General features: G+C 59.0%; 25 protein-coding genes and 1 pseudogene. 9 read left to right on the top strand and 17 right to left on the bottom strand.

The features are described from left to right. The gene (locus QK293_RS20245) at positions 1-489 is read right to left on the bottom strand and encodes a GFA family protein (RefSeq protein WP_282380283.1); all 489 of its coding nucleotides are present in this window, start codon (positions 487-489) and stop codon (positions 1-3) included. A 184-nt stretch (positions 490-673) separates the two neighbouring features. Here QK293_RS20245 and QK293_RS20240 point away from each other — a divergent pair, with 184 nt between their 5' ends. From QK293_RS20240 to QK293_RS20230, 3 genes are all read left to right on the top strand, one after another. Beyond that, the gene (locus QK293_RS20240) at positions 674-1558 is read left to right on the top strand and encodes a LysR substrate-binding domain-containing protein (RefSeq protein WP_282380281.1); all 885 of its coding nucleotides are present in this window, start codon (positions 674-676) and stop codon (positions 1556-1558) included. A gap of 100 nt (positions 1559-1658) precedes the next feature. Further along, positions 1659-2783 (top strand): agmatine deiminase, encoded by a 1125-nt coding sequence (aguA, locus tag QK293_RS20235; RefSeq protein ID WP_282380280.1) that lies wholly within the window; start codon positions 1659-1661, stop codon positions 2781-2783. Positions 2784-2785: 2 nt separating this feature from the next. Next, positions 2786-3883, top strand: coding sequence for an extracellular solute-binding protein (locus tag QK293_RS20230; protein WP_282380278.1), 1098 nt, complete (start codon positions 2786-2788; stop codon positions 3881-3883). On the opposite strand, the gene QK293_RS20225 is transcribed toward QK293_RS20230, so the two are convergent. The 5 genes from QK293_RS20225 to QK293_RS20205 all read right to left on the bottom strand — a co-directional run bounded on the left by QK293_RS20225 (position 3858) and on the right by QK293_RS20205 (position 8266). Then, on the bottom strand, positions 3858-4508 hold the full coding sequence (locus QK293_RS20225) for a DNA-3-methyladenine glycosylase (protein ID WP_282380276.1): 651 nt from the start codon (positions 4506-4508) through the stop codon (positions 3858-3860). The two genes, QK293_RS20230 and QK293_RS20225, sit on opposite strands and share 26 nt — an antisense overlap. Before the next feature lie 5 nt (positions 4509-4513). Continuing rightward, positions 4514-5326 carry an isocitrate lyase/phosphoenolpyruvate mutase family protein gene (locus QK293_RS20220; protein WP_282380274.1) on the bottom strand — a complete coding sequence of 271 codons (813 nt, stop codon included), beginning with the start codon at positions 5324-5326 and terminating at the stop codon, positions 4514-4516. 42 nt (positions 5327-5368) lie between these two features. Continuing rightward, positions 5369-6451, bottom strand: coding sequence for a bifunctional transcriptional activator/DNA repair protein Ada (locus QK293_RS20215; RefSeq protein WP_282380272.1), 1083 nt, complete (start codon positions 6449-6451; stop codon positions 5369-5371). A 118-nt stretch (positions 6452-6569) separates the two neighbouring features. Continuing rightward, positions 6570-7373, bottom strand: coding sequence for a 2OG-Fe(II) oxygenase (locus QK293_RS20210; RefSeq protein ID WP_282380268.1), 804 nt, complete (start codon positions 7371-7373; stop codon positions 6570-6572). A gap of 83 nt (positions 7374-7456) precedes the next feature. After that, positions 7457-8266 (bottom strand): glycosyltransferase, encoded by an 810-nt coding sequence (locus QK293_RS20205; RefSeq protein WP_282380265.1) that lies wholly within the window; start codon positions 8264-8266, stop codon positions 7457-7459. A gap of 359 nt (positions 8267-8625) precedes the next feature. Here QK293_RS20205 and QK293_RS20200 point away from each other — a divergent pair, with 359 nt between their 5' ends. Further along, positions 8626-9213 carry a LysE family translocator gene (locus QK293_RS20200; RefSeq protein WP_282380263.1) on the top strand — a complete coding sequence of 196 codons (588 nt, stop codon included), beginning with the start codon at positions 8626-8628 and terminating at the stop codon, positions 9211-9213. 10 nt (positions 9214-9223) lie between these two features. Here QK293_RS20200 and QK293_RS20195 read toward each other — a convergent pair whose 3' ends face one another. Beyond that, positions 9224-10057 (bottom strand): AraC family transcriptional regulator, encoded by an 834-nt coding sequence (locus tag QK293_RS20195; protein WP_282380260.1) that lies wholly within the window; start codon positions 10055-10057, stop codon positions 9224-9226. A gap of 35 nt (positions 10058-10092) precedes the next feature. After that, a complete protein-coding gene (locus QK293_RS20190) occupies positions 10093-10590 on the bottom strand; it encodes a VOC family protein (protein WP_282380259.1) in 498 nt (165 codons plus the stop codon). Positions 10591-10869: 279 nt separating this feature from the next. Between QK293_RS20190 and QK293_RS20185 the strand changes: the two genes are divergently transcribed. From QK293_RS20185 to QK293_RS20170, 4 genes are all read left to right on the top strand, one after another. Then, entirely contained in the window at positions 10870-11325 is a 456-nt protein-coding gene (locus QK293_RS20185) for a (2Fe-2S)-binding protein (protein ID WP_282380258.1), read from the top strand. 25 nt (positions 11326-11350) lie between these two features. After that, positions 11351-13519, top strand: a complete 2169-nt coding sequence (locus tag QK293_RS20180; protein WP_282380257.1) for a xanthine dehydrogenase family protein molybdopterin-binding subunit — start codon at positions 11351-11353, stop codon at positions 13517-13519. Position 13520: 1 nt separating this feature from the next. Beyond that, entirely contained in the window at positions 13521-14099 is a 579-nt protein-coding gene (locus tag QK293_RS20175; RefSeq protein ID WP_282380256.1) for a hypothetical protein, read from the top strand. Positions 14100-14173: 74 nt separating this feature from the next. Then, on the top strand, positions 14174-14773 hold the full coding sequence (locus tag QK293_RS20170) for a GGDEF domain-containing protein (RefSeq protein ID WP_282380255.1): 600 nt from the start codon (positions 14174-14176) through the stop codon (positions 14771-14773). Here QK293_RS20170 and QK293_RS20165 read toward each other — a convergent pair. Further along, positions 14742-15167: a VOC family protein gene (locus tag QK293_RS20165; RefSeq protein WP_282380254.1), complete on the bottom strand. Its 426-nt coding sequence runs from the start codon at positions 15165-15167 to the stop codon at positions 14742-14744. The two genes, QK293_RS20170 and QK293_RS20165, sit on opposite strands and share 32 nt — an antisense overlap. A gap of 111 nt (positions 15168-15278) precedes the next feature. Here QK293_RS20165 and QK293_RS20160 point away from each other — a divergent pair. Then, positions 15279-15580, top strand: a pseudogene (locus QK293_RS20160) (LysR family transcriptional regulator). A 93-nt stretch (positions 15581-15673) separates the two neighbouring features. Here QK293_RS20160 and fabI read toward each other — a convergent pair. The 8 genes from fabI to gloB form a co-directional block, all read right to left on the bottom strand. Next, entirely contained in the window at positions 15674-16468 is a 795-nt protein-coding gene (gene fabI / locus QK293_RS20155; RefSeq protein ID WP_008152082.1) for an enoyl-ACP reductase FabI, read from the bottom strand. Positions 16469-16492: 24 nt separating this feature from the next. Continuing rightward, positions 16493-18100 carry an ABC transporter ATP-binding protein gene (locus tag QK293_RS20150; protein ID WP_282380251.1) on the bottom strand — a complete coding sequence of 536 codons (1608 nt, stop codon included), beginning with the start codon at positions 18098-18100 and terminating at the stop codon, positions 16493-16495. Between the two features lies 1 nt (position 18101). Next, the gene (locus QK293_RS20145; protein WP_123364351.1) at positions 18102-19121 is read right to left on the bottom strand and encodes an ABC transporter permease; all 1020 of its coding nucleotides are present in this window, start codon (positions 19119-19121) and stop codon (positions 18102-18104) included. Between the two features lies 1 nt (position 19122). Further along, positions 19123-20196 carry a microcin C ABC transporter permease YejB gene (locus tag QK293_RS20140; protein ID WP_282380248.1) on the bottom strand — a complete coding sequence of 358 codons (1074 nt, stop codon included), beginning with the start codon at positions 20194-20196 and terminating at the stop codon, positions 19123-19125. Positions 20197-20200: 4 nt separating this feature from the next. Beyond that, positions 20201-22042: an extracellular solute-binding protein gene (locus QK293_RS20135; protein WP_282380247.1), complete on the bottom strand. Its 1842-nt coding sequence runs from the start codon at positions 22040-22042 to the stop codon at positions 20201-20203. Beyond that, positions 22039-23871, bottom strand: coding sequence for an extracellular solute-binding protein (locus QK293_RS20130; RefSeq protein ID WP_282380246.1), 1833 nt, complete (start codon positions 23869-23871; stop codon positions 22039-22041). Before QK293_RS20130 ends, QK293_RS20135 begins: the two co-directional genes overlap by 4 nt. A 299-nt stretch (positions 23872-24170) precedes the next feature. Further along, the gene (locus QK293_RS20125; RefSeq protein WP_282380244.1) at positions 24171-25601 is read right to left on the bottom strand and encodes a transglycosylase SLT domain-containing protein; all 1431 of its coding nucleotides are present in this window, start codon (positions 25599-25601) and stop codon (positions 24171-24173) included. A 99-nt stretch (positions 25602-25700) separates the two neighbouring features. After that, the gene (gloB, locus tag QK293_RS20120) at positions 25701-26468 is read right to left on the bottom strand and encodes a hydroxyacylglutathione hydrolase (protein ID WP_282380242.1); all 768 of its coding nucleotides are present in this window, start codon (positions 26466-26468) and stop codon (positions 25701-25703) included. Positions 26469-26528: the final 60 nt, after the last annotated feature.

The raw sequence follows: 26528 nt of genomic DNA, 5'->3' as shown, positions 1-26528 counted from the left end.
TCAACCCTTCAAATCCAACCGCTCGTGCCACTCGGCGATGGACTCATCCGGCCAGACATCGCTCTGCCGATCACCCGCCTGCGCCTTGACCTCCACCCACGGCGCTTTCGAACCGAGCATCACGTGGGTGAGTTCCGGCGGCACTGGCAACGGCGTGTCGATGGCTGAGGCAAACGGGTGAATCAACTCCGGCCATTCGGGACTGAACAGCCACAACCCCGAACCACACACCGAACAGAAATGCCGTTCGGCCGTGCTGCGGTGGGCGCGTTTGTCACTGTCGCTCTTGAGCCGTGCATGATAAATCGCGATGTGCTTGCGGCCGCGAACCTTCAGGCTGCCAGCGTCGCCATCGATGTTGATCGAATAACCGCCACCGCCCTGGGTCTTGCGGCAGATCGAGCAGTAACAACGCTGGTACGGATAGGGATGGGCGCTGGTCAGACTGAACGACACCGCGCCGCAATGGCAGGAACCTTCGAGCCGCATGGGAACCTCCGACGGGTCTGAAACTTACCCAAGACAGCGTAGACCGGCTTTGTGAACACTGAAGATCAAGTGTGGGAGCGAGCCTGCTCCGGGCGGCGATCCGACGATGAACGATAACGCGGTCCCGCTGGACGCCCACCGATGGCCGGGTCAGCATGTGCGCCTTCCTATTGGAGCCTTTGCCATGCGACGACTGCCTTCCCTGGCCGCACTCAGAACCTTCGAATGCGCCGCCCGCCACGCCCACTTCGGTCGGGCAGCGGCGGAGTTGTGCGTCACCGACAGCGCGGTCAGTCATCAGATTCGGCAGCTCGAGGAGCAATTGGGCGTGTCGCTGTTCGTCCGCGAAGGCCGGCAGATTCGCCCGACGATGGCCGCCGGGCGCCTGATGCAAAGCTTGCAGCAGGCCTTCGAACTGATCGGCGAGGCCTGCGATGAGCTGCGTGACCCATCATCGCTGGCGGTGTTGCGCCTGGCGGTGACTGCCGAGTTGGCGCAAAAGTGGTTGATGAGTCGCCTGACTGATTTTTACGCGCGCTATCCGCACATCACCTTGCACCTCTACGAACAACCGATCGACGCCACGGCGCCGGGCGAGGACATCGATCTGGCGATCACCTACGGCACCGGCCCGGTGGACAGCAGCGCGTACTTCGTCCGGCCCTTGCCGGCGTTGCAGTTCTTCCCGGTGTGCAGCCCCGGTCTGTTCAACCAGGGCACGTTGAAAACCCCGAAGGATCTGACGCGTCATTGCCTGCTGCACGACGATCAGGACGGCAAGACCTGGACCGCCTGGCTCACCAGCCATGCCGGCGATCAGCGCCCCGAACGGCAGCTGTATTTCGCCCACGCGGGTTTGGCGCTGGAAGCAGCGGCTCAAGGCCAAGGTGTGGCCATGGGCGACAACTTGACCGCGCAGGAGGATTTGGCCAGCGGTCGCCTGGTCCGGCCGTTCACCTCAAACATGACTGCGCTCGGTCAATATGCGCTGGTGTGCGAGCGGGTGAGGCTGGAGCGCCCGGCGGTGGCGCAGATGCTGGAATGGTTCAACGATCAGCTGGTCGATTGATGAGTTGAATTCAAGTATTCCGAAATAATCATCGTTGGCGGGGAGGGCGCCGGCGACCTTAGCCTGTGGTCATTCCAATCCCCGTTGATGAGGTTTGACCATGGCACGTTTGCTCGACTCCACCCCTAAACTCGACGGTTTCCGGTTGCCTGGCGAATTCGAAACCAAGTCCGGTTGCTGGCTCGGCTGGCCGGAGCGTACCGACGTCTGGCGCAACGGTGCCAAGCCTGCGCAGAAAGTCTGGGTGCAAATCGTCACCGCCATCTCCCGGAGCGAACCGGTCACCGTATGCGCGTCCGCCTCGCAGTTTGCCACCGCTCGCCGCCAGTTGCCGCCTCAGGTGCGCGTGGTGGAAATGACCTGCAACGACACCTGGTTCCGCGACAGTGGCCCCTGCTTTGTGGTCAACGACGACAGCGGTGAAGTTCGCGGCGTGGACTTCGAGTTCAACGCTTACGGCGGCCTCGATGGCGGCCTCTATTACCCGTGGGACAAGGACGATCAGATCGCCAGCAAAATCCTTGAAATCGAACGTTTCGACCGCTACCGCGCACCGCTGATTGCTGAACTGGGCGGTATCCAGAGCGACGGCCAGGGCAGCCTTCTCACCACCGAACAATGCTTGCTCAACCGCAACCGTAACCAGCACCTGGGCAAGGACGAAGTCACCCGGCGATTGACCGATTACCTCGGCGCCGAGCAAATCATCTGGTTGCCACGTGGCTGCAAGTTCGACGAAACCGATGGCCACGTCGACGACCTCGCGTGCTTCGTGCGTCCCGGTGAAGTGGTGCTGCAATGGACCGACAATCGCGATGACCCGCAATGGGAAATCTACCAGGAGGCGTACGACATTCTGCGCAGCACTCGCGACAGCCGTGGCCGCGAGTTGATCGTGCACAAGCTGCCGCAACCGGACGTGCTGGAATGGACCGCTGAAGAAGCCGAAGGCCTCGATCAACTCGACAGCACCCACGTCCGTCAGGCCGGGACCAAAATCTGCGCGTCGTACATCAACTACTACGCCGGCAACACCTCAATCGTGGTGCCGCTGTTTGGCGATCGCAACGATCAGGCCGCACAGGCGACCCTCGCCGAACTGTTCCCTCAACACAAAATCGTCGGTATCGAAAACTCTCGGGAAATCCTCCTCGGCGGCGGTAACGTCGCGTGCATCACCATGCCGCAGTACGCAGGCAATGCCTGCAACAAAAAGGGAGTTTGAAAATGGGCCTGCACAAACTGACTCAAGCATTGCTGCTGGTGCTCGCACCCCTGTGTGTGCAGGCCGCCGACACCGCGAAACCGGTGGTCAATCTGTACATCTGGGGCGAGTACCTGGCCCCCGACACCCTGACCAATTTCGAAAAGAAAACCGGCATTCATGTGGTGGCTGATCACTTCGACTCCCTTGAAACCGCCGAGACCAAACTGCTCACGGGTCGCAGCGGCTATGACCTGGTGCTGACCGCGGGTCAGCATTTGTCCCGGGCGATCCAGAGCGGTGCGATTCAAACGCTAAACCCGCAACAGCTGCCCCATTTTGCCGGTGTTGGTGACGAGTTTCGCCAGCACATGGCCGTATTCGATCCGGGCAACCGGTACGCCGGGATTTACGCTTGGGGTACCACCGGCGTCGGTTATCAGCAAGAGGCGATCATCAAGCGTTTGCCCGACGCGCCAACGGACAGCTGGGCGATGCTGTTCGATCCGGCGGTGGTGTCGAAATTTGCCGATTGCGGGGTCAGTCTGCTCAACGACCCCAATGAGGTTTTCGCCGCGGTCATGAAGTACATGGGGCTGGACATCAACCTCCAGAACCTCGATGACCTGAAACTCGCCGAGCAGCAATTGGCGAAAATCCGGCCGTTCATTCGCTACTTCGACAATGACCTGAATATCAGCGACCTGGCCAACGGCAACACCTGTGTGGCGATGTCGTGGAACGGCAACGTGGCCATCGCCGCCGGCCAGGCAGAAGCCGCAAAAAAACCGTTCACCTTGACCTACCGCATACCGAAGGAGGGCACACTGATCTGGTTCGACGCCATGGTCATTCCCAAGGACGCGCCGCATCCCGAAGCCGGGCTGGCGTTGATGGATTATCTGATGACACCGGAGGTGATTGCGCCGATCACCGACACCATCCATTACGCCAACGCGATCACGGCGGCGGATGACTTGATTGATCCGGCGATTCGCAATGATCCGGGGACGTACCCGTCGGCGGAGGTGAGGGCTTCGTTGTATAGCAAGAATGACAATGGGAAGGTGTTTAACCGGGCTTTGATTCGGGCGTTCAGTCGGTTGAAGTCGGGGTTGTGACTGGAACGGGCGGCTTTGGAACACGCCACAAATACCACGCCGCCACCGTCCGAAACGGACTCCACCCCAACCCTATCTCAACCATCTGCTTACGCGTCGGCTGCACCTCCAACCCCTTCAGCCGCCGATACCCCTCTCGCACGCCAAAATCATCGGCCGGCAAAATATCCGGCCGCTCCAGGCTGTAAATCAGCAGCATCTCAACCGTCCAGCGCCCAACCCCACGCAAGGTAATCAACCGCTCAATCAGCGCCTCATCCTCCATCGCCAGCGCCATAGCGTAGTCCGGCACTACGCCATCCAGCGCCGCTTGAGCAATGCCCTGAATGGTCGCGATCTTGCTGGCGGAAAAGCCGCAACTGCGCAGTTGATCGAACGCAGTCGCGACAATCTGTTCAGGCCTCGGGAACGCGCCCGCCCCAAACAGCGCCAGTAGCCGACCGACAATCGCATCCCCAGCCTTGGCATGCAGTTGCTGGTAGGCAATCGCTCGCACCAGCGACTCATACGGATCGCGGGCCGCATGGGGCTGATGCAGGCAAGGGCCGACGGTGGCGATGTGGCGACGCCAATCTTCGTCGATGGCCGCCAGGAACTCAGTGGCGGCCAGGTAGGTATCGGGCATGGAGGTCAAACTTTCCGTGTCGGCGCCAAGAGGGCGTTAACTTCCCCGTAGGTGAAGGCCTTGAGGTGGCTACTGTCGAGCTTGCCGGTTTCCAGAAAGCGCTTGGCCAGGGATGCCATGGCACCATAAAGAAACTCGGCGATACCCGAACCTGCGCTCAAACGGCGTACGCCGAGCGCTTTCAGCTCTTCGGGCGACGGCAGGCCGGGGAGCCCGAGCACGTTCACCGGCAGCGAGGTGCCTTGGCACAACGCAGCGATCTCGTACTCTGCCGTGACGCCTGCCGGGAACAAGCCATCGGCACCGGCCGCCTGATACAACGCGGCGCGCTTGAGCGTCTCTGCAACCCGATCTTCGGCAGGCACCAGACTTTTAAGGTACACATCGGTGCGGGCGTTGATGAACAGCTTCACATTACGGCGACTGGCAACCTGCCGAGCGATTTCAATCTTGCGTGCCAGCAGCTCAGGCGGGGAAGCGCCGTCCTCGATGTTGATCCCGACAGCCCCGGCGGCAATCACCGCGTCAATGATCTCGGCAACCCGTGTCAGGTCATCGGAATAACCGGCCTCGATGTCCACCGTCAACGGCACCGAGATTACCCGAACGATGGACTCGACCGTTGATATCAGGCGCTCAAGGGGCAGGGCGTTGCCATCCTGATAACCGTGAGCCCAGGCCACCGCCGCACTGCTGGTGGCAACGGCTTTGCTGCCCAGTTGCTCTACGATTCGCGCGCCGGCGGCATCGGCGACGTTGGTGAGAATCAGCAGGCCGTCCTGGTGCAACTGGTGAAACTGGTTGTCGAGCGTGTCCATCGAATGTCCTTCCTTATGACTTTTTGAGAAACCTGCGAGTGATCAGAATGCGAGTTGTTGCGTGATCTGCACCGCCGCTTTTTCCAGCCTTAACAAGAACGCCTTGCGTGGTTGTCCTCCACCATAGCCGGTCAGTGAGCCGTCCGCACCGATCACCCGGTGACAGGGCAACACAATCGCCAGACGGTTATGCCCGTTGGCCAGGCCCACGGCGCGACTGGCGCCGGGTTTGCCCAATAGCGCGGCAATGGCGCCGTAGGTGCTGGTCTGGCCGTAAGGGATTTTCGCCAGTTCAGCCCAGACTTGCCGGGCGAAATCGCTGCCAGGCAGGTGCAGTGGAACGTGGAATTCAGTCAGTTTTCCGGCGAAATACTGCGCCAGTTCCTGTTCGATTTGCTGCAAGTGTCCGTTGTGCCCCGGTGCCACGGCATAGCCATAGCGGTTCTGCAGCGCTTCGACTTCCTTGGTCAGCGCTGGCCGATCAAGAAACTCCAGCAGCACCAGCCCGCGTCGTTCGGCCATGGCGATCATCGGCCCCAGCGGTGTGGTCAGGCGGGTGAACAGCAGCGGCTCGCTGTAGGCGGCGCGGCCGGGTGTGATGTGGAAGGACTTTTGAAACGCATCACGAAACCCGCTCAGGGACTCGTAGCCCGAGTCGAACGCGGCGTTGTCGATGGAATCGCCCTGTTTGATCCCGCCCAACGCCATGCCGAGGCGTCGAGTGCGCAGCCAGGCATGAAACGTCATGCTGAAATGCTGTTTGAACCAGCGTCGCAACTTCAGCGGCTCGATGCCTTCGGCCAGCAACTGGGCATCGGTCCAGCGCTGGTCGGGCTCGGCGTCTACCGATTTCAGCAGCCGCTGCACCCAGTCCGGCGCGATGGCCGCCGCGTCCAGCGGCTTGCAGCGCAGACAGGCGCGGTAGCCGGCCGACATGCACTCATCGGCATGGGCGAAGAACTCGACGTTCTCCGGCTTCGGCTTGCGCGCCGTGCAGCTGGGGCGGCAAAAAATGCCGGTGGTTTTGACCGCGGTAAAAAACACCCCCTCGTAGGCGGTGTCTCGTTCGAGCATGGCGCGAACCATCTCGGCGTGGGGCGGAAGCACAGCGTTTTGTAGGTTCATGGAATGAGCATAAGACGCGTCGGCTATCGCCTCCACCGGAAAATCGACAGAGAATTCGTAGGCCCTGTAGACGGCGGCATAAACTACAGGCCTGCCGCGCCTCGTCTGGCTATATAGTTTAGTTTTTCTTCTTGATTAGTTTGCTCATGTAGTACTTGAGGCTAAAACGATCTTTAGGCCTAGGCTTGTAGTGGGTTTTGTTTCGTTGTGCGGGGTCGATCGCCATGGTTCCTGCGGTGTAGTAATAAAGCGCTATAGACTTGCGCGTGATGTGCTCTGGCGTCGTTAAAGGCTCTGGGTGCCCATGATTACTGTCTTTGTCTGTGTTGAAAATGACACAGCGATTGTAAATGGGCAGGACTTTTTTAAGGCAGGTCTTCATGTCAACATCCCAAAGTTCCAGGTGGCCGCCGAATTCGTCTTGCCAGCCTTCATTCAGATAAATGATGACATTCAGTCTGCGCTCAACATTAAGCTTTTTGTTGAGCCTGAAGTCCGAGTGTACCCCCAGGAAACCACCGCTTTTCGTTTCATGCAGCCCGCCACCGGTAAAGTACGGGTCGGGTATCAAACCTTCGATGCCTGTGAGCTTTTCAAGAAACTGCAGCATGGGAGCCGAATTAAAGGCGTTGAAAACAGTCTTCAAATAAGGGGGGCATTCGTTGGGACTAATTTGACGTTTTCGTTGACCTTTATAGCCGCGCTCGTACAGCATTTCGTTGTGGGTCGGCTCGACTGGGAAGTGCGAGCAGATACTTGCAATCAGGTCTTCGTGCAAGAAGTTATCGATGACGATGTGCGGAAATGGCGTAGCCTGAGTATAGCGACTGGCCAATGAGTCACCAAAGGCGCTGGCGGCGCTCTGGTCGAAATCAAGCTCCGGGGAGAGGGTGATCGGCAGTGCTTGAGTGATGGGTGTCATTACCGCTCCAACAACTTAATATAAAGACTTATGGGTGGCTTCAAACAGCGTCGAACGCCGTGCTCGTTGCGTGTCTTCGTCGCTTAAACTTTGCGGTCGTCATTGTTCAGGCGCTTCAGGATGTTGTTGTACATTTTGGTTCGTCTATGAGTCTTTTCATAGCCGCCAGCCGCTGCGACAGTGCCGGACTGGATATGATCCAGACAGCTGAAAATTTTACGCGGTGATAACAATTCAACGATGTAGCCCAACTCGGTCATGCGATCTTGGAGGGTATAGCCAGGCACACGATCATCCATCGAAAAATGCAGGTTGTGCTGTTTAATAAGTTTGCAGTTCCACAATGTACAGAAACTCTTCAAGTAGACTTCTCTGTACGGTTTTGGTTCTCTGGAACGTAATCCTATGGAGATTTTCAGGTGTCTGAAATGGTGTTTGAATAGTCGTGAGCTAAAGCGCCAAAGCGTTCTCGTGGCGCCACGATTTAGTTGCTCTACACAGCCGACGGCTACGATTTTTTGGTTGTTGATGCATTTGTTCAGCATCATTGGAAAAACATTTTTATCGAAAATAAATGTATCGGTGTGCAATAGGAATAAATAATCAGTTTCGACTCGCTCCAACACCAGGTCAAGTGCTTTGCCATGTGCGATATGGCCTGGTTCTGGCTCAGAAACAGAACGCTCGATTAAATTGATCCAGTTAAGTGTGCGCAAATATTCAGTGCTTTCATCGGCGGAATAGTTGTCAACTACCCATATGGGTACGCTCTGGTTGCCTATATGCTGACGCAATAAGTCTAAGCATATCTTGGTAATTTCCGGCGTCTTGTAATTTACTATAACTATGCTAAAGGTTTTAGCGCTTTCAGTTGGAAGGCTAATATTGTTCATCGTTCAGGTGCTCAATAGTATTATATGTAGTTATAGAAATAATTGAACCCGTATACAGCTTCCGTTTATTTGTCCGCGCACAATTTGCGTGACGATAGAGCACAATTTGTTAGGTCGCTTTGTCATGCACTGAATAACCATAGCCTACTCATACCTGATGGAGAGCACTAGATGCGGCTTCATCGTATAAGGATCTGCTCTACAGGTAAATATCCGTGAATTATTCCGTTACATCAGAAGGCTGGTCAGGCGAGCTTCTTGGGCCGTCGCGGTACAGGTGAGGGGTGTTTTCTTCAATACAGCCATCACGCCGCTCTTTACCCTGAGGCCTCGTTCAACTGAATTGAAGAAGGTCTGTGATGAGTCTGATTATCTCCATGGCGGCGTTTGCACTGGTCGCTTCGATAACGCCGGGACCGGTGAATATTGTCGCGCTGAGTTCAGGGGCACGGTTTGGTTTTCGTGCCAGTCAACGGCATGTGGCCGGCGCAACCCTGGGTTTTGTTGTGTTGTTGGTGCTGATGGGGTTGGGGCTGCACGAGTTGTTGCGGTTATGGCCCGCGCTGACGCAGGTGGTGCAATGGGCGGGTGTAGCGTTCCTGTTGTACATGGCCTTCAAGTTGGCCGCCGACAAGGGCCATCTCGATGCTAAGGAATCAGGCCGGGCGCCGTCGATGTTGTACGGCGCCGTCATGCAGTGGCTCAACCCGAAAGCCTGGTTGGCCTGCGTGGCAGGCATGGGCGCTTTTGTAGCGGATGGCGAGGCGCGGCTGGTCTGGCAGTTTGCGGCGGTGTATCTGGTGATCTGCTACCTGTCCGTGGGTTGCTGGGCGTATGCCGGGACCTTTTTGCGCGGCTATTTGAACAACCCGGCGGGCATGCGCCTGTTCAATCGGAGCATGGCGTTGCTGCTGGCGGCGAGCGCGGTGTACCTGTTGTTGCCCTAGAGTACTTGAGTCACCCGCGGTACTGCCCCGGCGTCGCCGCCAGATGCTGTTTGAACGCACGCTGAAAATGCGCCTGATCGGCAAACCCCGCCTCCAGCGCCACATCGGCGATCAGCTTGCCGCTGCGCAGTTGATCGCGGGCGAACTGGATGCGCCGGTTGACCAGAAACGCGTGGGGTGTCATGCCGTAATGCTGCTTGAACGCGCGGATCAGGTAGGACGGCGATAGCTGAGCAGCCTCGCAAATAGCTTCGAGCTTGAGCATTTGCGTGCAGTTGTCGCGAATGTAATCGGCCGCCCGTTCCAGTTTGAAATTGGGCTCGCGCAGCGGCTGATCGATCGGATTGAGCCGCTGCTGCAGGTCGGTGAAAAACTCCACGGCCGCGCTTTGCTTGCGCAGCACGTCTTGCTGCGCATCGACCAGCACTTCGTACAAACCTTTGAGGCCGGCAAACAGGTCGCTGTCGTGAGTGTGGGTGATGGAAAACCGGCGAAACGCCAAGTCCTGGCTGATGCCGAGCTGATGCTGCAAATCGGTCAGCCAGGGTGTCTCGACGTACAGCATCAGGTACGACCACGGTTGGTCATCGATGGGATTGCAGGCGTGGACATCACCGGGGTTCATCAGCACCACGGTGCCGGCACTGACCTGACATTCCGATTGCTCGTGGAGATAGGTGCTGCGCCCGGCAGTGATCGCGCCGATGGAAAAGTGCGCGTGGGAATGCCGTGAATAGCAGACCTCGCGGCCGTCGGCGATGGCCCGCGCCTCGATGAAGGGCAGTGCGTCGTCGCGCCAGAAGCGCGGGGCTTTGTCAGCGTCTTTGGCAACGGCGGGCTTCATTATCAGCGTCCTCGGCAGGTCAGAACCGGAGTGTATTAGCTCTCGCCGTTAAAGGCCCGCTGCAAGGTGGCGATGTCGAGTTTTTTCATCTGCATCATGGCTTGCATGGCGCGCTGGGATTTTGTCGTGTCAGGATCTTTCAACATGTCCATCATGGCGACCGGCACGATCTGCCAGGACAAGCCGAATTTGTCCTTGAGCCAACCGCATTGCTCGTTCTGTGGATGGGCGGACAGCGCCCCCCAGAAATGGTCGACTTCGTCCTGGGTCTGGCAGTTGACCTGAAATGAAATCGCTTCGCTGAACGTGAAATCGGGGCCGCCATTGAGGCCTGTGAAAGGCTGTCCGTCGAGTTCGAAACTGACCGTCAACACCGAGCCTTCAGGCTTGCCATGAACCTCATGACCGGCGTTGCCGTAGTGAGTGATGGTGGTGATTTTCGAATGATCGAAGACCGAACAGTAAAACTTCGCCGCCTCTTCGGCCTGATCGTCGAACCAGAGGCAGGGGGTCAGTTTTTGAACGCGGTGCATGGCGTAGCTCCTCTACGGATTGCTCAGGCTGGACTTTCAGCGTAGTCAGCCTCTGGGCGTCTGGCCTTACCGTAGATCGACAAGTTAAAAGAGTTCCGTTGTCGACGGAATCAACGATGTCGACATGACCTTGTGGCGGGTATCAGTGACGGCCCAACGCTCCCTTTTGTGTGACCGGTGGTCGATGAACCTGTCTCGCCCGGCAATTTGCGCTTAGCTGAAAGGATAACGCCGACCCAAAAAAAATAAGGCGTCACCGTGAGTCTGAGGACATTCGCAATGCTGACCCTCAACATCAATGGCAAGGACCAGGCGCTGGATGTCCCCGCAGACATGCCGCTACTGTGGGTCCTGCGCGATGTCGCGCACCTGACCGGCACCAAATTTGGTTGCGGCATGGCCCAATGCGGGGCCTGCACCGTGCACGTCGACGGCGCGCCGCTGCGCTCCTGTATCACCCCCGCCACGGCCGTGGCCCACGGGCAAAAAATCCTCACTATCGAAGGCCTGTCCACCGACGGTTCACACCCGGTGCAACAAGCCTGGGCCGAACTCGATGTGGTCCAGTGCGGTTACTGCCAGTCCGGGCAGATCATGTCGGCGGCGGCCTTGCTGGCGAAGATTCCTCGACCCACCGACAGCGACATTGATCAGGCGTTGTCCGGCAACATCTGCCGCTGCGGCACCTACCCAAGAATCCGTGCAGCGGTCAAACGCGCCGCCGAGATTGGTTGATGCCACATTGAAGGGAGTCTGAGCAATGAAGAGCCTCAATCCTCTGTCGCGCCGTGGTTTTCTCAAGGGCGGCGCGTTGCTGGGCGGTGGTCTGGTGGTGGCATTTGTCATCCCTGGTGCCCATCGCTTTGCCCTCAGCGCCGAGAACCAAGGCAATGTTTTCGCGCCCAATGCGTTTTTACGGATCGGCAATGACAACAGCGTCACCGTACTGCTCGGCCATTCGGAAATGGGCCAAGGCATCTGGACCGGCCTGACCATGCTGATCGCCGAAGAACTGGACGCCGACTGGTCGAAGATCCGTGTAGAACATTCGCCGGCCTCGGCAGCCGAGTACGGTATGGCCGGGTTCGGCGGGATGCAAATTACCGGTGGTTCGACCTCGACCTGGATGGAATTCGACCGTTACCGTCAGGCCGGTGCCGCAGCGCGTTTGATGTTGATCGACGCGGCCGCTAAACGCTTCAACGTCGCACCTTCCGAGATTCGCACCGAATCGGGTGTGGTGATTGCTGGCGACAAACGCGCCACCTACGGCGAACTGGCCGATGACGCCGGCAAGCTACCGGTGCCGGATCCGGCGTCGATCAAGCTCAAGGAGTCCAAGGACTGGAAACTCATTGGCAAACCGACCAAGCGCCTGGACACGCCGGAGAAAATCACCGGCCGCGCCAAGTTCGGCATGGACGTGCAGTTCGACGGGCTAATGACCGCCATGGTCGCGCGTTCACCGGTGTTCGGCGGCAGCGTCAAATCCTTCGAAGGCGCCGAAGCGCTGGCGATACCGGGCGTGCACAAAGTCGTGCAGGTGCCCACCGGGGTGGCGGTGATTGCCGATCATTACTGGGCGGCGAAGCTGGGGCGCGATGCGTTGAAGGTCGATTGGGATCTGGGGCCCAACACCGGACTCGACAGTGAGAAGCTACTGGAAAGCTTCCGCAAACTCGCCGCCACCCCTGGCACTTCGGCCAGTCAGGCCGGTGATGTCGCGGCTGGTCTGGGTAAAGCGGCGAAGACTATCGATGTCGAGTACAGCGTGCCGTACCTGGCCCACGCGCCGATGGAGCCGCTCAATTGCACGGTGAAAATCACCCAGGACAAATGCGAAATCTGGACCGGCACTCAATTCCAGACGCTGGATCAAATGGTCGCGGGGAAAATCACCGGGCTCAAACCCGAGCAGGTGGAGATTCATACCGAGTTTCTGGGCGGCGGTTTCGGTCGCCGGGCCAATCCGACCTCGGACTTTGTCGCTGAAGCCGTGGAAGTCGCCAAAGCAGCGGGCGCGCCGGTGAAAACCGTCTGGTCGCGGGAGGACGACATCCGCGGCGGGTACTACCGTTCGGCGTTCCTCCATCAGGCACGCATCGGCCTCGATGCCGGCGGGATGCCGATCGCCTGGAAGCATGTCATGGTCGGGCAGTCGATCATGGCGGGCACGTCATTCGAGGCGACCATGGTCAAGAAAGGCATCGACAAAACCTCTGTCGAAGGGGTCGCCGACAGCCCTTACCTTGAGGGGTTGGCCAATCACCAGGTTGATCTGCATTCTCCGCAAACCGGCATCCGTGTGCTCTGGCTACGTTCGGTAGGGCACACCCACACCGCGTTCGTGATGGAGTCGCTGATCGACGAACTGGCCACGGCTGCCGGCAAGGATCCGGTCGACTACCGGCGAACCTTGCTCAAGGACCATCCACGGCATCTTGGCGTGCTGAACCTGGCCGTCGAAAAAGCCGATTGGAAGGCGCCACTGCCGGACGGCCATGCGTTGGGTGTCGCGGTGCATGAGTCCTTCGGCAGTTACGTTGCCCAGGTGGCCGAGGTGTCCCAGGACAACCTGGCGATCCGCGTACACCGGGTGGTGTGCGCAGTGGATTGCGGCATTGCGGTCAACCCGATGAGCATCGCGGCGCAAATGGAGTCGGCCATCACGTTCGGCCTCGGATTTACTTTGCACAGCAAACTGACCTTCAAGAACGGGCAAGTGGTGCAGTCCAATTACCACGACTATCAGGTGCTGCGGCTCAACGAAATGCCGGTGGTCGAAGTGCATATCGTGCCCAGCAGCGACAAACCCGGCGGCATCGGCGAGGTCGGTGTGCCGCCCACGGCGCCGGCAGTGGCCAACGCGGTGTTTGCCCTGACCGGGCAGCGCTTGCGCGAACTGCCGCTGCAACTGTCGGGGGTGTGAGATGAGACGACATCTGATTCTTGGCGCGGTGGTATTGATCGGCCTGATCGGTTACGCCGAGGACCTGTTCGCTGACGATAAGGACGCCATCAAGGCGTTCGATACGGTGCAAAAGGTCTTTCAGAGCCCGCGTTGCCAGAACTGCCATATTCCCGGCGATTCGCCATTGCAATTCGATGCCGGGATTCCCCACGCAATGAACGTCGTGCGGGGCATGGACGGCAAGGGCGCGGCGGGTTTGCCCTGCGCTACTTGCCACGCCGACAGTAATCCGCCGGCCAGTTATGGCGCTAACACCCCACCGGGAGCACCGCACTGGAGCCTGCCACCCGCTGCGCACAAAATGGCTTGGATCGGTCTGCCGGCCGATAAGTTGTGCGCAATGATCAAGGATCGCTCCAGCAACGGCGACCGCGATTTCGCCGCGCTGATCAAGCACGTCAGCGACGACAAACTGGTGCTTTGGGGCTGGAATCCGGGTCAGGGAAGGGCGCCGGTATCGGTGCCGCACGAGATTTTCGTCACCCAGTTCAAGATCTGGGCAGACGCTGGAGGGCCGTGTCCGGTACTGGGTAGTTGACCGGCGGTCCGTTTACAGGGAGTCAAACCGGGTATGGACGACTCTAAGAAACATACCCGCCAATGGAGTGAGCAATGCTGATCCCAGGGAAACCGGTAAAACCAGGCGCGTGCGCTGACCCGTTGCGTACGCCACTGCAGGAGCGCGAACTGCTGCGTGACCTGGCCCGCAAGGCCGAGGAGGAACTGATGGGCGTGCAGATGGCGAGCATGGACGAATTGACGCTGCTCTCCAATCGACACGGTTTTACAGCGCTGGCCCAACAAGGGCTGGAGGCCTGCCAGCACCTGGAAAAGCCAGCGACGGTGCTGCTCTTCAATATTGAAGGCTTCAAGCACATCAACTATCTCTATGGTCGTGCCGAGGGCGACAAAGCCCTGAAAAGCTTCGCTGATGTGCTGCGCATTGCCTTTCGCGAGAGCGATGTGATCGGCCGACTGGGTAACGACAAGTTCGTCGCGTTACTGACCGGCTCAAGCGTTGTGGAGATACCCGCTATCAAGGCGCGGCTCGAAGAAATACTTGAAGAGCGCAATGCCACGGTGCATCGCGGTTATGACATCCGCTTCAGCATCGGGCAAATCGAGTGCAGCCCTCAGCTACCCGGCTCGATCGAGGAGCTGCTGGCACAGGCCGATGCGTTCACTTGGCAAACAACTGACCCACATCCTTGAATGCCTTGAACTCAAGTGCGTTGCCGCACGGATCGAAGAGAAACATCGTCGCTTGCTCACCCACCAATCCTTGAAAGCGAATTCCCGGTTCGATCACGAATCGGGTGTCGAGGGATTTCAGTCGCTGGGCCAGCGCTTCCCATTGCGCCATTCCCAACACCACACCGAAATGCGGGACGGGCACGTCATGACCGTCGACAGCATTGGTGTGCGCGGCTTCTTGAGACGCGTTTTTCGGTGCGAGGTGAATGACCAACTGATGGCCGAAAAAATTGAAATCGACCCAATGATCGCTTGAGCGACCTTCTTCCAGGCCGAAGACTTCGCCATAAAAATTCCGCGCGGCGGTCAGGTCGTAAACCGGGATGGCCAAGTGAAAAGGGGAGAGTTGCATCGCAAGTGCCTCGACTGTCTGGATTCAGACTGAGTTTAGCCCTGTGCTTTTTGATTGAGGGACGATAATTTTCACATCGAGCTCAAATTATTTCGATCAATCGAGACGGTCATGCTGCGGGAACTGAAAACCTTCATTGCCGTGACGCGCTACGGCACTTTTGCCGCAGCCGGAATGCACATCGGCCTTACCCAGTCGGCCGTCAGCGCGCAGATTCGCAATCAGCACGAACGGCTCCCGGCGAATGACCTGCGCCGACAATTCCTTGGCTTGAGCATGGGGCGAAGGTTCGGATCATCCCTTTGGGGGCGTTGACGTTCTACCGCGAGATCGTCGTGTTGCAGCGTTACAGTCAGCGCACACAGCCGATCCAGCAGCTGTTTTCCAGCTGCCTGACACAAGTCGATGTTTAATCACAAATCCCCTGTGGGAGCGGGCTGTTCTTGGAATTTCGGGCACAAAAAACCCGCCTGGAAAGGCGGGTTTTTCTATTGGCTGACCGAAGATTACTCTTCGAGGCTACCCATGGCTGTGGTGTTGAAACCACCGTCCACGTACATGATTTCGCCGCTGATGCCGGACGCCAGGTCCGAGCACAGGAAGGCGCCGGCATTGCCGACTTCGTCGATGGTGACGTTGCGACGCAGCGGAGTTTGCGCTTCGTTGGCGGCCAGCATCTTGCGGAAGTTCTTGATGCCGGAAGCGGCGAGGGTGCGGATCGGGCCAGCCGATACGCAGTTGACGCGGGTGCCGTCCGGGCCCAAAGAACCGGCCAGATAACGAACGCCAGCTTCCAGGGAAGCCTTGGCCATGCCCATGACGTTGTAGTTCGGCATGGTGCGCTCGGCGCCTAGGTACGACAGGGTCAGCAGGCTGCCGTTGCGGCCTTTCATCATTTCGCGGCCAGCTTTGGCCAGGGCCACGAAGCTGTAGGCGCTGATGTCGTGAGCGATGCGGAAACCTTCACGGGTGGTGGCTTCGGTGAAGTCGCCGTCCAGTTGGTCGCCCGGGGCGAAGCCGACGGAGTGCACGATGCAGTCCAGGCCGTCCCACTTCTTGCCCAGCTCAACGAAGACCTTGGCGATTTCTTCATCGCTGGCCACGTCGCACGGGAAGCACAGGTCAGGGTTGGAACCCCAGCTTTGTGCGAACTCTTCGACACGACCCTTGAGTTTGTCGTTCTGATAAGTGAAGGCAAGCTCAGCGCCCTCGCGATGCATGGCGGCAGCGATGCCGGATGCGATGGACAGCTTGCTGGCGACACCGACGATCAGTACGCGCTTACCGGCGAGAAAACCCATGTGTTGCTCCTCTCTTTCAGGTTATTACGCAGTGGCTGGAACCAGGAAAGCGGCTTCCAGCAACTGCTGTGTATACGGATGTTTGGGGGCCGCAAAGATACTTTGCGCGTCTCCCTGTTCGACCACTTGGCCTTGCTTGACCACCATCAGCTGGTGGCTCAGCGCCTTGACGACAGCCAGGTCATGGCTGATAAACAGATACGTCAGGTTGTACTTGGTTTGCAGTGAGCGCAGCAGCTCCACCACTTGGCGTTGCACGGTCCGGTCGAGGGCCGAAGTCGGCTCGTCCAGCAGAATCAACGCCGGTTTTAGCACTAATGCCCGGGCAATGGCGATTCTCTGCCGTTGCCCACCGGAAAATTCGTGGGGGTAGCGGTGCCGGGTTTCCGGGTCCAGACCTACCTCCTTGAGTGCCGCAATAATCGCTTGTTCCTGTTCCGCCTCGGTGCCCATCTTGTGGATCCGCAGGCCTTCGCCGACGATCTGGCTCACGCACATCCGTGGGCTCAGGCTGCCGAACGGGTCCTGAAACACCACCTGCATCTCCCGACGCAGCGGCCGAACCTGTTGCTGCGTCAGGCAGTCTAGCTGCTTGCCTTCAAAACGGATGGCGCCTTTGCTACCGATCAGCCGCAAAATCGCCAAACCCAGTGTCGACTTGCCTGAACCGCTTTCTCCCACAATCCCCAAGGTCTGGCCTTGAGGCAGGCTGAAATTGATCCCGTCCACCGCTTTGATGTGGTCGACGGTTTTTTTCAGAAAGCCCTTCTTGATCGGGAACCAGACTTTCAGGTCCTCGACTTGCAGCAATGGCGGGCCAATAACGTTGGTCGCAGGCGTCCCGCTGGGCTCCGCTGCCAGCAGTTCCCGAGTGTACGGATGCTGCGGCGCGCGGAACAACTCTTCGCACGATGCCTGTTCGACGATGCAACCGCGCTGCATGACACATACGCGATGCGCAATTCTTCGCACAAGGTTCAAATCGTGACTGATCAGTAGCAGCGCCATGCCCAATCGGGCCTGTAATTCTTTGAGCAATTCGAGGATTTTCAGCTGAACGGTCACGTCCAGCGCGGTGGTCGGTTCGTCGGCGATCAGCAGTTCCGGCTCGTTGGCCAGGGCCATGGCAATCATCACCCGCTGACGCTGGCCGCCAGACAATTCGTGGGGCAGGGCCTTGAGGCGCTTCTCGGGCTCCGGGATGCCGACCATTTCCAGCAACTCCAGCGTGCGCTGGGTCGCGACTTTGCCGATCAGGCCCTTGTGGGTGCTCAACACCTCGTTGATTTGTTTCTCGATTGAGTGCAGCGGATTGAGCGAGGTCATCGGCTCCTGGAAGATCATCGCGATCCGGTTGCCGCGGATGTGACGGATGGTTTTCTCTTTCAGGCTCAGAAGGTTTTGCCCGGAATACTCGATGGTCCCGGACGGATGCCGGGCGAGCGGGTAGGGCAGCAACCGCAGGATCGAGTGAGCAGTCACCGATTTGCCGGAGCCACTTTCACCCACCAGCGCCAGGGTTTCCCCGCGCTTGATATCGAAGCTCACACCTTCGACCACCCGTTGAACACGCTCGCCAACGACGAATTCGACGGACAGGTCGCGCACTTCGATCAGATTGTCCTGATTCATTTCACTTCCTCGGGTCGAAGGCATCGCGAGCGGACTCGCCGATGAACACCAGCAAACTCAACATCAACGCCAGCACCGCAAACGCGCTCATGCCGAGCCACGGCGCTTGCAGATTGGATTTGCCCTGGGCCACCAATTCACCGAGAGACGGTGCGCCGGGCGGCAGACCGAAGCCCAGAAAGTCGAGAGCGGTCAGGGTGCCGATGGCGCCGGTCAGGATGAACGGCATGAAGGTCATGGTCGAGACCATGGCGTTGGGCAGGATGTGGCGGAACATGATCGCACCATTCTGCATTCCCAACGCCCGCGCGGCGCGCACGTATTCCAGATTACGCCCTCGCAGGAATTCGGCGCGGACCACGTCCACCAGGCTCATCCACGAGAACAGCAGCATGATCCCCAGCAGCCACCAGAAATTCGGCTGGACGAAACTGGCGAGAATGATCAGCAGGTACAGCACCGGCAACCCGGACCAGATCTCCAGAAAGCGTTGTCCAGCTAGGTCGACCCAGCCGCCGTAGAACCCCTGCAGGGCGCCGGCAATCACACCGATGATCGAGCTGAGAATGGTCAGCGTCAGCGCAAACAACACCGAAATCCGGAAGCCGTAAATCACCCGGGCTAACACATCGCGGCCCTGATCATCAGTGCCTAGCAGGTTGTCGGTGGAGGGCGGCGCCGGAGCCGGGACTTTCAGGTCGTAGTTAATGCTTTGGTAACTGTAGGGGATCGGCGCCCACAGCACCCAGGCGTCTTTGGCCTTGAGCAATTCGCGGATGTACGGACTCTTGTAGTTGGCTTCCAGCGGGAATTCGCCGCCGAAGGTGGTTTCCGGGTAACGCTTGAGCGCCGGGAAGTACCAGCCGTTGTCGTAGTGCACCACCAGCGGTTTGTCGTTGGCGATCAGCTCAGCACCGAGGCTCAGCCCAAACAGCAGCAGAAACAGCCACAGCGACCACCAGCCACGCTTGTTGGCCTTGAACAGTTCGAAACGTCGGCGATTGAGAGGGGACAGGTTCATCTCAATGCTCCCGGCTTTCGAAGTCGATACGCGGATCGACAAAGGTGTAGGTGAGGTCGCCGATCAGTTTCACCACCAATCCCAACAGGGTAAAGATGAACAGCGTGCCAAAAACCACTGGGTAATCGCGGTTGATCGCGGCCTCAAAACTCATCAGCCCGAGGCCGTCGAGGGAGAAGATCACTTCCACCAGCAACGAGCCGGTGAAGAAGATGCCGATAAACGCCGACGGGAACCCGGCGATCACCAGCAGCATGGCGTTGCGGAACACATGGCCGTAGAGCACGCGGTGATGGGTCAGGCCCTTGGCCTTGGCGGTGACCACGTACTGCTTGTTGATTTCGTCGAGGAAGCTGTTTTTGGTGAGCAGCGTCATGGTCGCGAAGTTGCCGATCACCAGTGCCGTGACTGGCAATGCGAGGTGCCAGAAGTAATCGAGAATCTTGCCGCCCATGCTCAACTCGTCGAAGTTGTTGGAGGTCAGCCCTCTGAGCGGGAACCAGTCGAAATAGCTGCCCCCAGCGAACACCACGATCAGCAGGATGGCAAACAGAAATGCCGGGATCGCGTAGCCGACGATGATCAATGAGCTGGTCCAGACATCGAAGTGGCTGCCGTGCCGCGTCGCCTTGGCGATCCCCAGCGGGATCGACACCAGGTACATGATCAGCGTGCTCCACAGCCCTAGGGAGATCGACACCGGCATCTTTTCCTTGATCAGGTCGATGACCTTGGCATCGCGGAAGAAGCTGTCGCCGAAATCCAGGGTCGCGTAGTTCTTGATCATGATCCACAAGCGTTCCGGCGCCGATTTATCGAAGCCGTACATGTGTTCGATTTCCTTGACCAGCATCGGGTCCAGGCCCTGGGCGCCGCGATAGGCGGAGCCGGCCACCGAGACTTCGGCACCGCCGCCGGCGATGCGGCTGGTGGCGCCTTCGAAGCCCTCGAGCTTGGCGATCATCTGCTCCACCGGCCCGCCGGGAGCGGCCTGGATGATCACGAAGTTGATCAGCAAAATGCCGAGCAAGGTCGGGATGATCAGCAGCAGTCGCCGAAAAATATACGCCAGCATCTGATTACTCCGTGCCCGCAGGGTCGGCTTGCAGTTTGGTTTCGACTTCTACCGCAGGTTTCGCGTCAGGCTTGACCCACCAGGTGTTAATGCCGATGTCGTACTTGGGTGATATTTTCGGGTGACCAATGTGGTTCCAATAGGCTACGCGCCAGGTCTTGATGTGCCAGTTGGGGATCACGTAATAGCCCCATTGCAGCACGCGGTCCAGCGCGCGGGCGTGGGCTACCAGGCTTTTGCGCGAATCGGCGTTGATCAGTTGCTCGACCAATTGGTCCACCACCGGGTCTTTCAGGCCCATGGAGTTGCGGCTGCCGGGTTTGTCGGCGGCAGCGGACATCCAGAATTCACGCTGTTCGTTGCCCGGTGAATTGGACTGCGGGAAGCTGCCGACGATCATGTCGAAGTCCCGGGAGCGTACGCGGTTGATGTACTGCGAGACGTCGACCCGGCGGATCACCAGGTCGATGCCCAGGTCGCTGAGGTTGCGCTTGAACGGCAGCAGCACCCGCTCGAATTCGGTTTGGGCCAGCAGGAATTCGATAGTCACCGGTTTGCCGGTGGCGTCGACCATCTTGTCATCGACGATCCGCCAGCCCGCCTCTTGCAGCAGTTGATAGGCCTTGCGCTGCTGGGCGCGGATCATGCCGCTGGCGTCGGTTATCGGGTTCTGGAACGCCTCGCTGAACACCTGCTCGGGAACCTTGCCGCGGAACGGCTCGAGGATCGCCAGTTGATCGGCATCCGCCAGGCCAGTGGCGGCCATTTCTGAGTTTTCGAAAAAACTGCGGGTGCGGACGTAGGCGCCGTTGAACAGCTGCTTGTTAGTCCATTCGAAGTCCAGCAACAGGGTCAGGGCCTGACGCACGCGCACGTCCTGGAACACCGGGCGGCGCAGGTTGAATACGAAGCCTTGCATGCCGGTCGGGTTGCTGTTCGGGATCTGTTCCTTGATCAGCCGGCCCTCGGTGACGGCGGGGATGTTGTAGGCGTTCGCCCAGTTCTTCGCGGCCATTTCCAGCCAGTAATCGAACTGCCCGGCCTTGAGCGCTTCCAGGGCCACGGTGTTGTCGCGGTAGTAGTCGGTGGTCATGACGTCGAAGTTGTAGAAGCCGCGGTTGGCCGGTAGGTCCTTGCCCCAGTAATCCTTGACCCGCTCATAGCGCACCGAACGCCCGGCCTTCACTTCACTGACCTTGTACGGGCCGCTGCCCAACGGCATTTCCAGGTTGCCCTTGTTGAAATCGCGAGTTGCCCACCAATGCTTGGGCAACACCGGCAACTGGCCGAGGATCAGCGGTAACTCACGGTTGTTGGTGTGTTTGAACTTGAACAGCACCGTCAGCGGGTCTTCAGCGACCACTTCCTCGACATCGCTGTAGTAACCGCGGTACAGCGGCGCGCCGTCCTTGATCAGGGTCTGGAAGCTGAACACCACGTCCTCGGCGCGCATCGGATGCCCGTCGTGGAAGCGCGCTTCGGGGCGCAGGTAGAAACGCACCCAGCTGTTGTCCGGGGCTTTTTCGATTTTGCCGGCGACCAGACCGTACTCGGTGAACGGTTCATCCAGGCCCTGTTTGGCCAGGGTGTCGTAGATCATGCTGATGTCGTCGGCCGCGACACCCTTGCTGATGAAGGGATTGAGGCTGTCAAAGCCGCCGAAACCGGCTTGACGGAAGACCCCGCCCTTGGGCGCATCGGGGTTCACGTAATCGAAATGTTTGAAGTCGGCCGGGTATTTCGGCGGCTCGTTGTACAGGGTCAGGGCATGTTGCGGGGCGGCGCAGGCCAGCCCGGCGAACAACAGACCGCTGGCGTGCAAGAGCAGGGCACGTACGGGGTTCATCGATCTTTCTCCGAAGATTTCAGCCACCACGCGCTCAGGCCCAACGTGTAGGGCGGCGTGGTGACGAAGGCGAACCGGTTGCGGTAGGCCAGGCGGTGATAATTGAGGTACCAGTTGGGAATGATGTAGTGCTGCCACAGCAACACCCGGTCCAGGGCCTTGCCGGCGGCGACCTGTTCATCGCGGGTCTGGGCGGCGAGCAATTGTTCGAGTAAATGGTCGACCACCGGATTGGCGATGCCGGCGTAGTTTTTGCTGCCCTTGACCCCGACCTGGCTGGAATGGAAGTACTGCCATTGTTCCAGGCCCGGACTGAGCGTCTGGTTGAGGGTCATCAGGATCATGTCGAAATCGAACTGATCGAGGCGTTGCTTGTACTGGGCGCGATCGACCGTGCGCAGCTGAGCATCGATGCCGATGTTGGCGAGGTTTTCGACGAAAGGCTGAAGGATGCGTTCCAGGTTCGGGTTGACCAGCAGAATTTCGAATCGCAACGGTTGGCCAACGGCGTTCTGAACGTGCTGGCCGTTAAGCTTCCAGCCGGCCTCGGCGAGCAGTCCCAGGGCTTTGCGCATGGTTTCCCGGGGAATGCCGCGCCCTTGGGTCTGCGACAGGCTGAACGGCTCGGTGAACAGCTTGGCGGGCAACTGCTCGCGATACGGCTTGAGCATCAACCATTCATGGCCGACCGGAAGGCCGGTGGCGGAGAACTCGCTGTTGGGGTAGTAGCTCATGGCGCGTTTGTAAGCGCCGCTGAACAGGGTGCGATTGGTCCACTCGAAGTCGAACATCAGGCCCAGGGCTTCACGGACCTTGGTCTCGGAGAAGGTCAGGCGCCGGGTGTTCATGAACAGGCCCTGGGTCTGGGTCGGGATCTGATGCGCGATTTGCGCCTTGATGACGTCGCCGCGTCGCACCGCCGGGAAGTGGTAACCGTTGTTCCAGTTCTTCGCCTGGTGCTCGATATAGATGTCAAATTCGCCGGCCTTGAAGGCTTCGAAGGCAACGTCGCTGTCGCGGTAGAACTCGACTTCCATGCGGTCGACGTTGTATTTGCCGCGATTGGCCGGCAGGTCTTTGCCCCAGTATTCCTTGACCCGTTGGAAAACGATCTGGCGCCCAGGCTCTACCGACGTGATGCGATACGGTCCACTGCCCAGTGGCGGTTCGAAGGTGGTGGCCTTGAAGTCACGACCTTTCCAGTAATGCTGGGGCAACACCGGCAATTCGCCCAGGCGCAGGATCAGCAACGGATTGCCGGCGCGTTTGAAGACAAAACGAATGCGCTGCGAGTTGAGGATGTCGACTCGCGACACTTCCTGAAGGTTGGTGCGGTACTGCGGATGGCCTTCCTTGAGCAACAAACGGTAGGAGAATGCCACGTCATAGGCGGTGATCGGCGTGCCATCGTGGAAACGCGCTTCGGGGCGCAGGTTGAACACCACCCAGCTGCGGTCCTCGCTGTACTCCACGGATTGGGCGATCAGGCCATAGCTGGAGGTCGGTTCATCGCCGGACGGCGCGTACTGCCCGGTGCCGACCATCAGTGGTTCGTTGAGCTCATTGATGCCGTATTGCGAGAAATTCGGCGTGGAAACCGGACTTGAGCCCTTGAAGGTGTAGGGATTGAGCGTATCGAAGGTGCCAAACGCCATCACCCGCAACGTACCGCCCTTGGGCGCTTGCGGGTTGACCCAGTCGAAGTGGGTAAATCTGGCCGGGTACTTGAGCGTGCCGAACTGCGCATAACCATGGCTTTCGCTGATCGTCGCGCTTGCGGGGCAGCTCAAGGCCAGGCTGATCAGGAGCAGGAGGAGGGGACGCTTCAAGTCAGAGATCCGATCCAGGCGGCTTGGGCTTTGTGGCCCGTACAGTAACAGCTTGTATCGACAGGAAAAAGACGGGTGCTTAATGCGTTGTTAATTGCCAACCCGGCCCCCCTGCAGCAGCTGGCGAAGCCTGCGTTCGGCTGCGCAGCAGTCGTAAAACCTGAGAATGCAGTTTGCCTGAAACACCGCGAGTACCGAATTCACGACTGCTTCGCAGCCGAACGCAGGCTTCGCCAGCTGCTACAGGAATTTAGGGCAACCTTTTGAGCAAAAAAAGCCCCTGAAGTCAGGGGCTCATTTTAGTGCGGCGAATACACCGTCAGCATCTGGCCCGGTTTGAGCGCCTGACCGACACGCGGGTTCCAGCGCTTGAGGTGCTGCATTTCAACGTTGAAACGCTTGGCCACCATGTACAGCGAATCGCCTTGCTTGACCTTGTACTGGGTCTGCGACTTCTTGGTGTTGGCCGCCACTACGGTGGTGGTGCGCCCGGAACTGCGCTTGGTGGTGTCCTGCATGACCAGCGTCTGGCCGACCTTGAGGTTCTTGCCGGTCAGTTTGTTCCAGCGCTGCAGGTCCTTGATATCGACTTTGTTAGCCTTGGCGATGGTGCCGAGGTTGTCGCCGCGTTTAACGCGGTAAGCGCGTTTGAGGCTGGCAATTTCGGAGTCGTCTGCGCCTTCGAATACTGGCTTGAGCGGCTTCTTGCTGATCAGCTCCTCAGGACGCATGGTCGAGAGACTGGCCGTCAGCAGTTGCGCCTTGGATGTTGGCACCAGCAAATGCTGAGGGCCATCGATGGTGGTGCGTTGCTTGAAGGCCGGGTTGAGCTGAAACAGTTCGTCTTCGTCGATGTTGGCCACCGCGGCGACCTTGGACAGGTCCATGCGCTGGTTGATTTCGACGACCTGGAAGTACGGTTCGTTGGCGATCGGGTTCAGGTTCACGCCGTAGGCTTCGGGCGCCAGCACCACTTGCGACAACGCCAGCAACTTCGGCACGTAGGCCTGGGTTTCGGCCGGCAGTGGCAGGTTCCAGTAATCGGTCGGCAAACCGAGCTTTTCGTTACGCTCGATGGCCCGGCTGACCGTGCCTTCGCCAGCGTTGTAGGCCGCCAGGGCCAGCAGCCAGTCGCCGTTGAACATGTCGTGCAGGCGGGTCAGGTAATCCATGGCCGCGGTGGTCGAGGCGGTGATATCGCGACGGCCATCATAAAAACGGGTTTGACGCAGGTTGAAGTAACGCCCGGTGGAGGGGATGAATTGCCACAAGCCAACCGCGTTGGCCCGGGAATAGGCCATCGGGTTGTAGGCGCTCTCAATCACGGGCAATAACGCCAGTTCCAGCGGCATGTTGCGTTCTTCAAGGCGTTCGACGATGTAGTGGATGTAGAGGCTGCCGCGTTCGCCGGCATTTTCGAGGAAGGACGGGTTGCTGGCGAACCACAGGCGCTGTTGCTCGATGCGCGGGTTGACACCCAGGCTGTCCTGCAACTGGAAGCCCTGGCGCATGCGCTCCCAGACATCTTGTGGAGCTTGTGGAGTCGGTTTTTCACTGAGCCAGATAGGCTTCTGCTTGGCTCGGGCGGCGATATTCGGAGTGTGTGCCGCGTCGGTTTGCGGCACATGGCTTGAACAGCCCGCCAATGTGGCGGACACAGCCACCGCGATGGCTTGAGCCAAGCGGGTCAATGCGTCTGAATTGATGGCTTTACGAATAGATGACGACATTGGCTGGAAGTAAGTTCCGGGCAAAAATGTCGGGCGATTCTAGAAAGCGTACCCCCTGAGGTCAACCATTCAGAATTTTTGTACCAACGGGATGGCTACTTAGAACTTATCTTTCCAAGCCCGAAGAGCAGCAAAAACCGCACTCGGAGCCCGGTTATCGGTTCCGTTCCGTTCGTCCATTTTTTCTTTAACGGATGTTTCGTCGACCCGCAAAAACGGGTTGGTAAGCTTTTCAAGCGCCAGAGTAGAGGGCAGCGTGATGATTCCGGCTTCACGTTGTGCGGTGACTTTTTCCAGACGTGCGGCGGTGTCCGGATTGCCCGGTTCGACCGCTGCGGCAAATTTCAGGTTGCTCAGGGTGTATTCATGGGTGCAGTAGACCTGCGTATCTTCAGGCAGGGCGGCGAGGCGGGCAAGCGAGGCGTGCATTTGCTCCGGTGTGCCTTCGAACAAGCGCCCGCAACCCGCGGCAAACAGCGTGTCACCGCAGAACAGCAAACCGTGATGGTAATAGGCAATATGCCCCAGGGTGTGACCGGGGACGGCAAAGATATCGAAGTCCCAGCCCAGCACGGTGACGCGGTCGTTGTCCTTGAGCGCCACGTCCCGGCCCGGGATGGTTTCGCTCGCCGGACCGTAGACTTTCGCGTCTGTCGCTTTTTTAAGCTGCTCGACGCCGCCGACGTGGTCATGATGATGGTGAGTGATCAGAATATCACTCAACACCCAACCCGGATGCGCTGCGAGCCAGGCCTGCACTGGCGCGGCATCGCCCGGATCGACCACTGCGCAGCGCTGGGTGCGGTGGTCTTGTAACAACCAGATGTAGTTGTCGGTGAAGGCGGGCAGGGCACTGATCTGTATCATCGTCGGATTCGCCAAGCGGAAAACAATGGTGCATCTTAGAACTTCCTGGCGCGTTGGAGA

Origin of the sequence: Pseudomonas sp. AL03 (genome assembly GCF_029960815.1) — a bacterium.
Taxonomy (GTDB): domain Bacteria; phylum Pseudomonadota; class Gammaproteobacteria; order Pseudomonadales; family Pseudomonadaceae; genus Aquipseudomonas.
The sequence above is the reverse complement of the archived record's forward strand: the minus strand, read 5'-3'. Positions and strand labels throughout refer to the sequence as shown.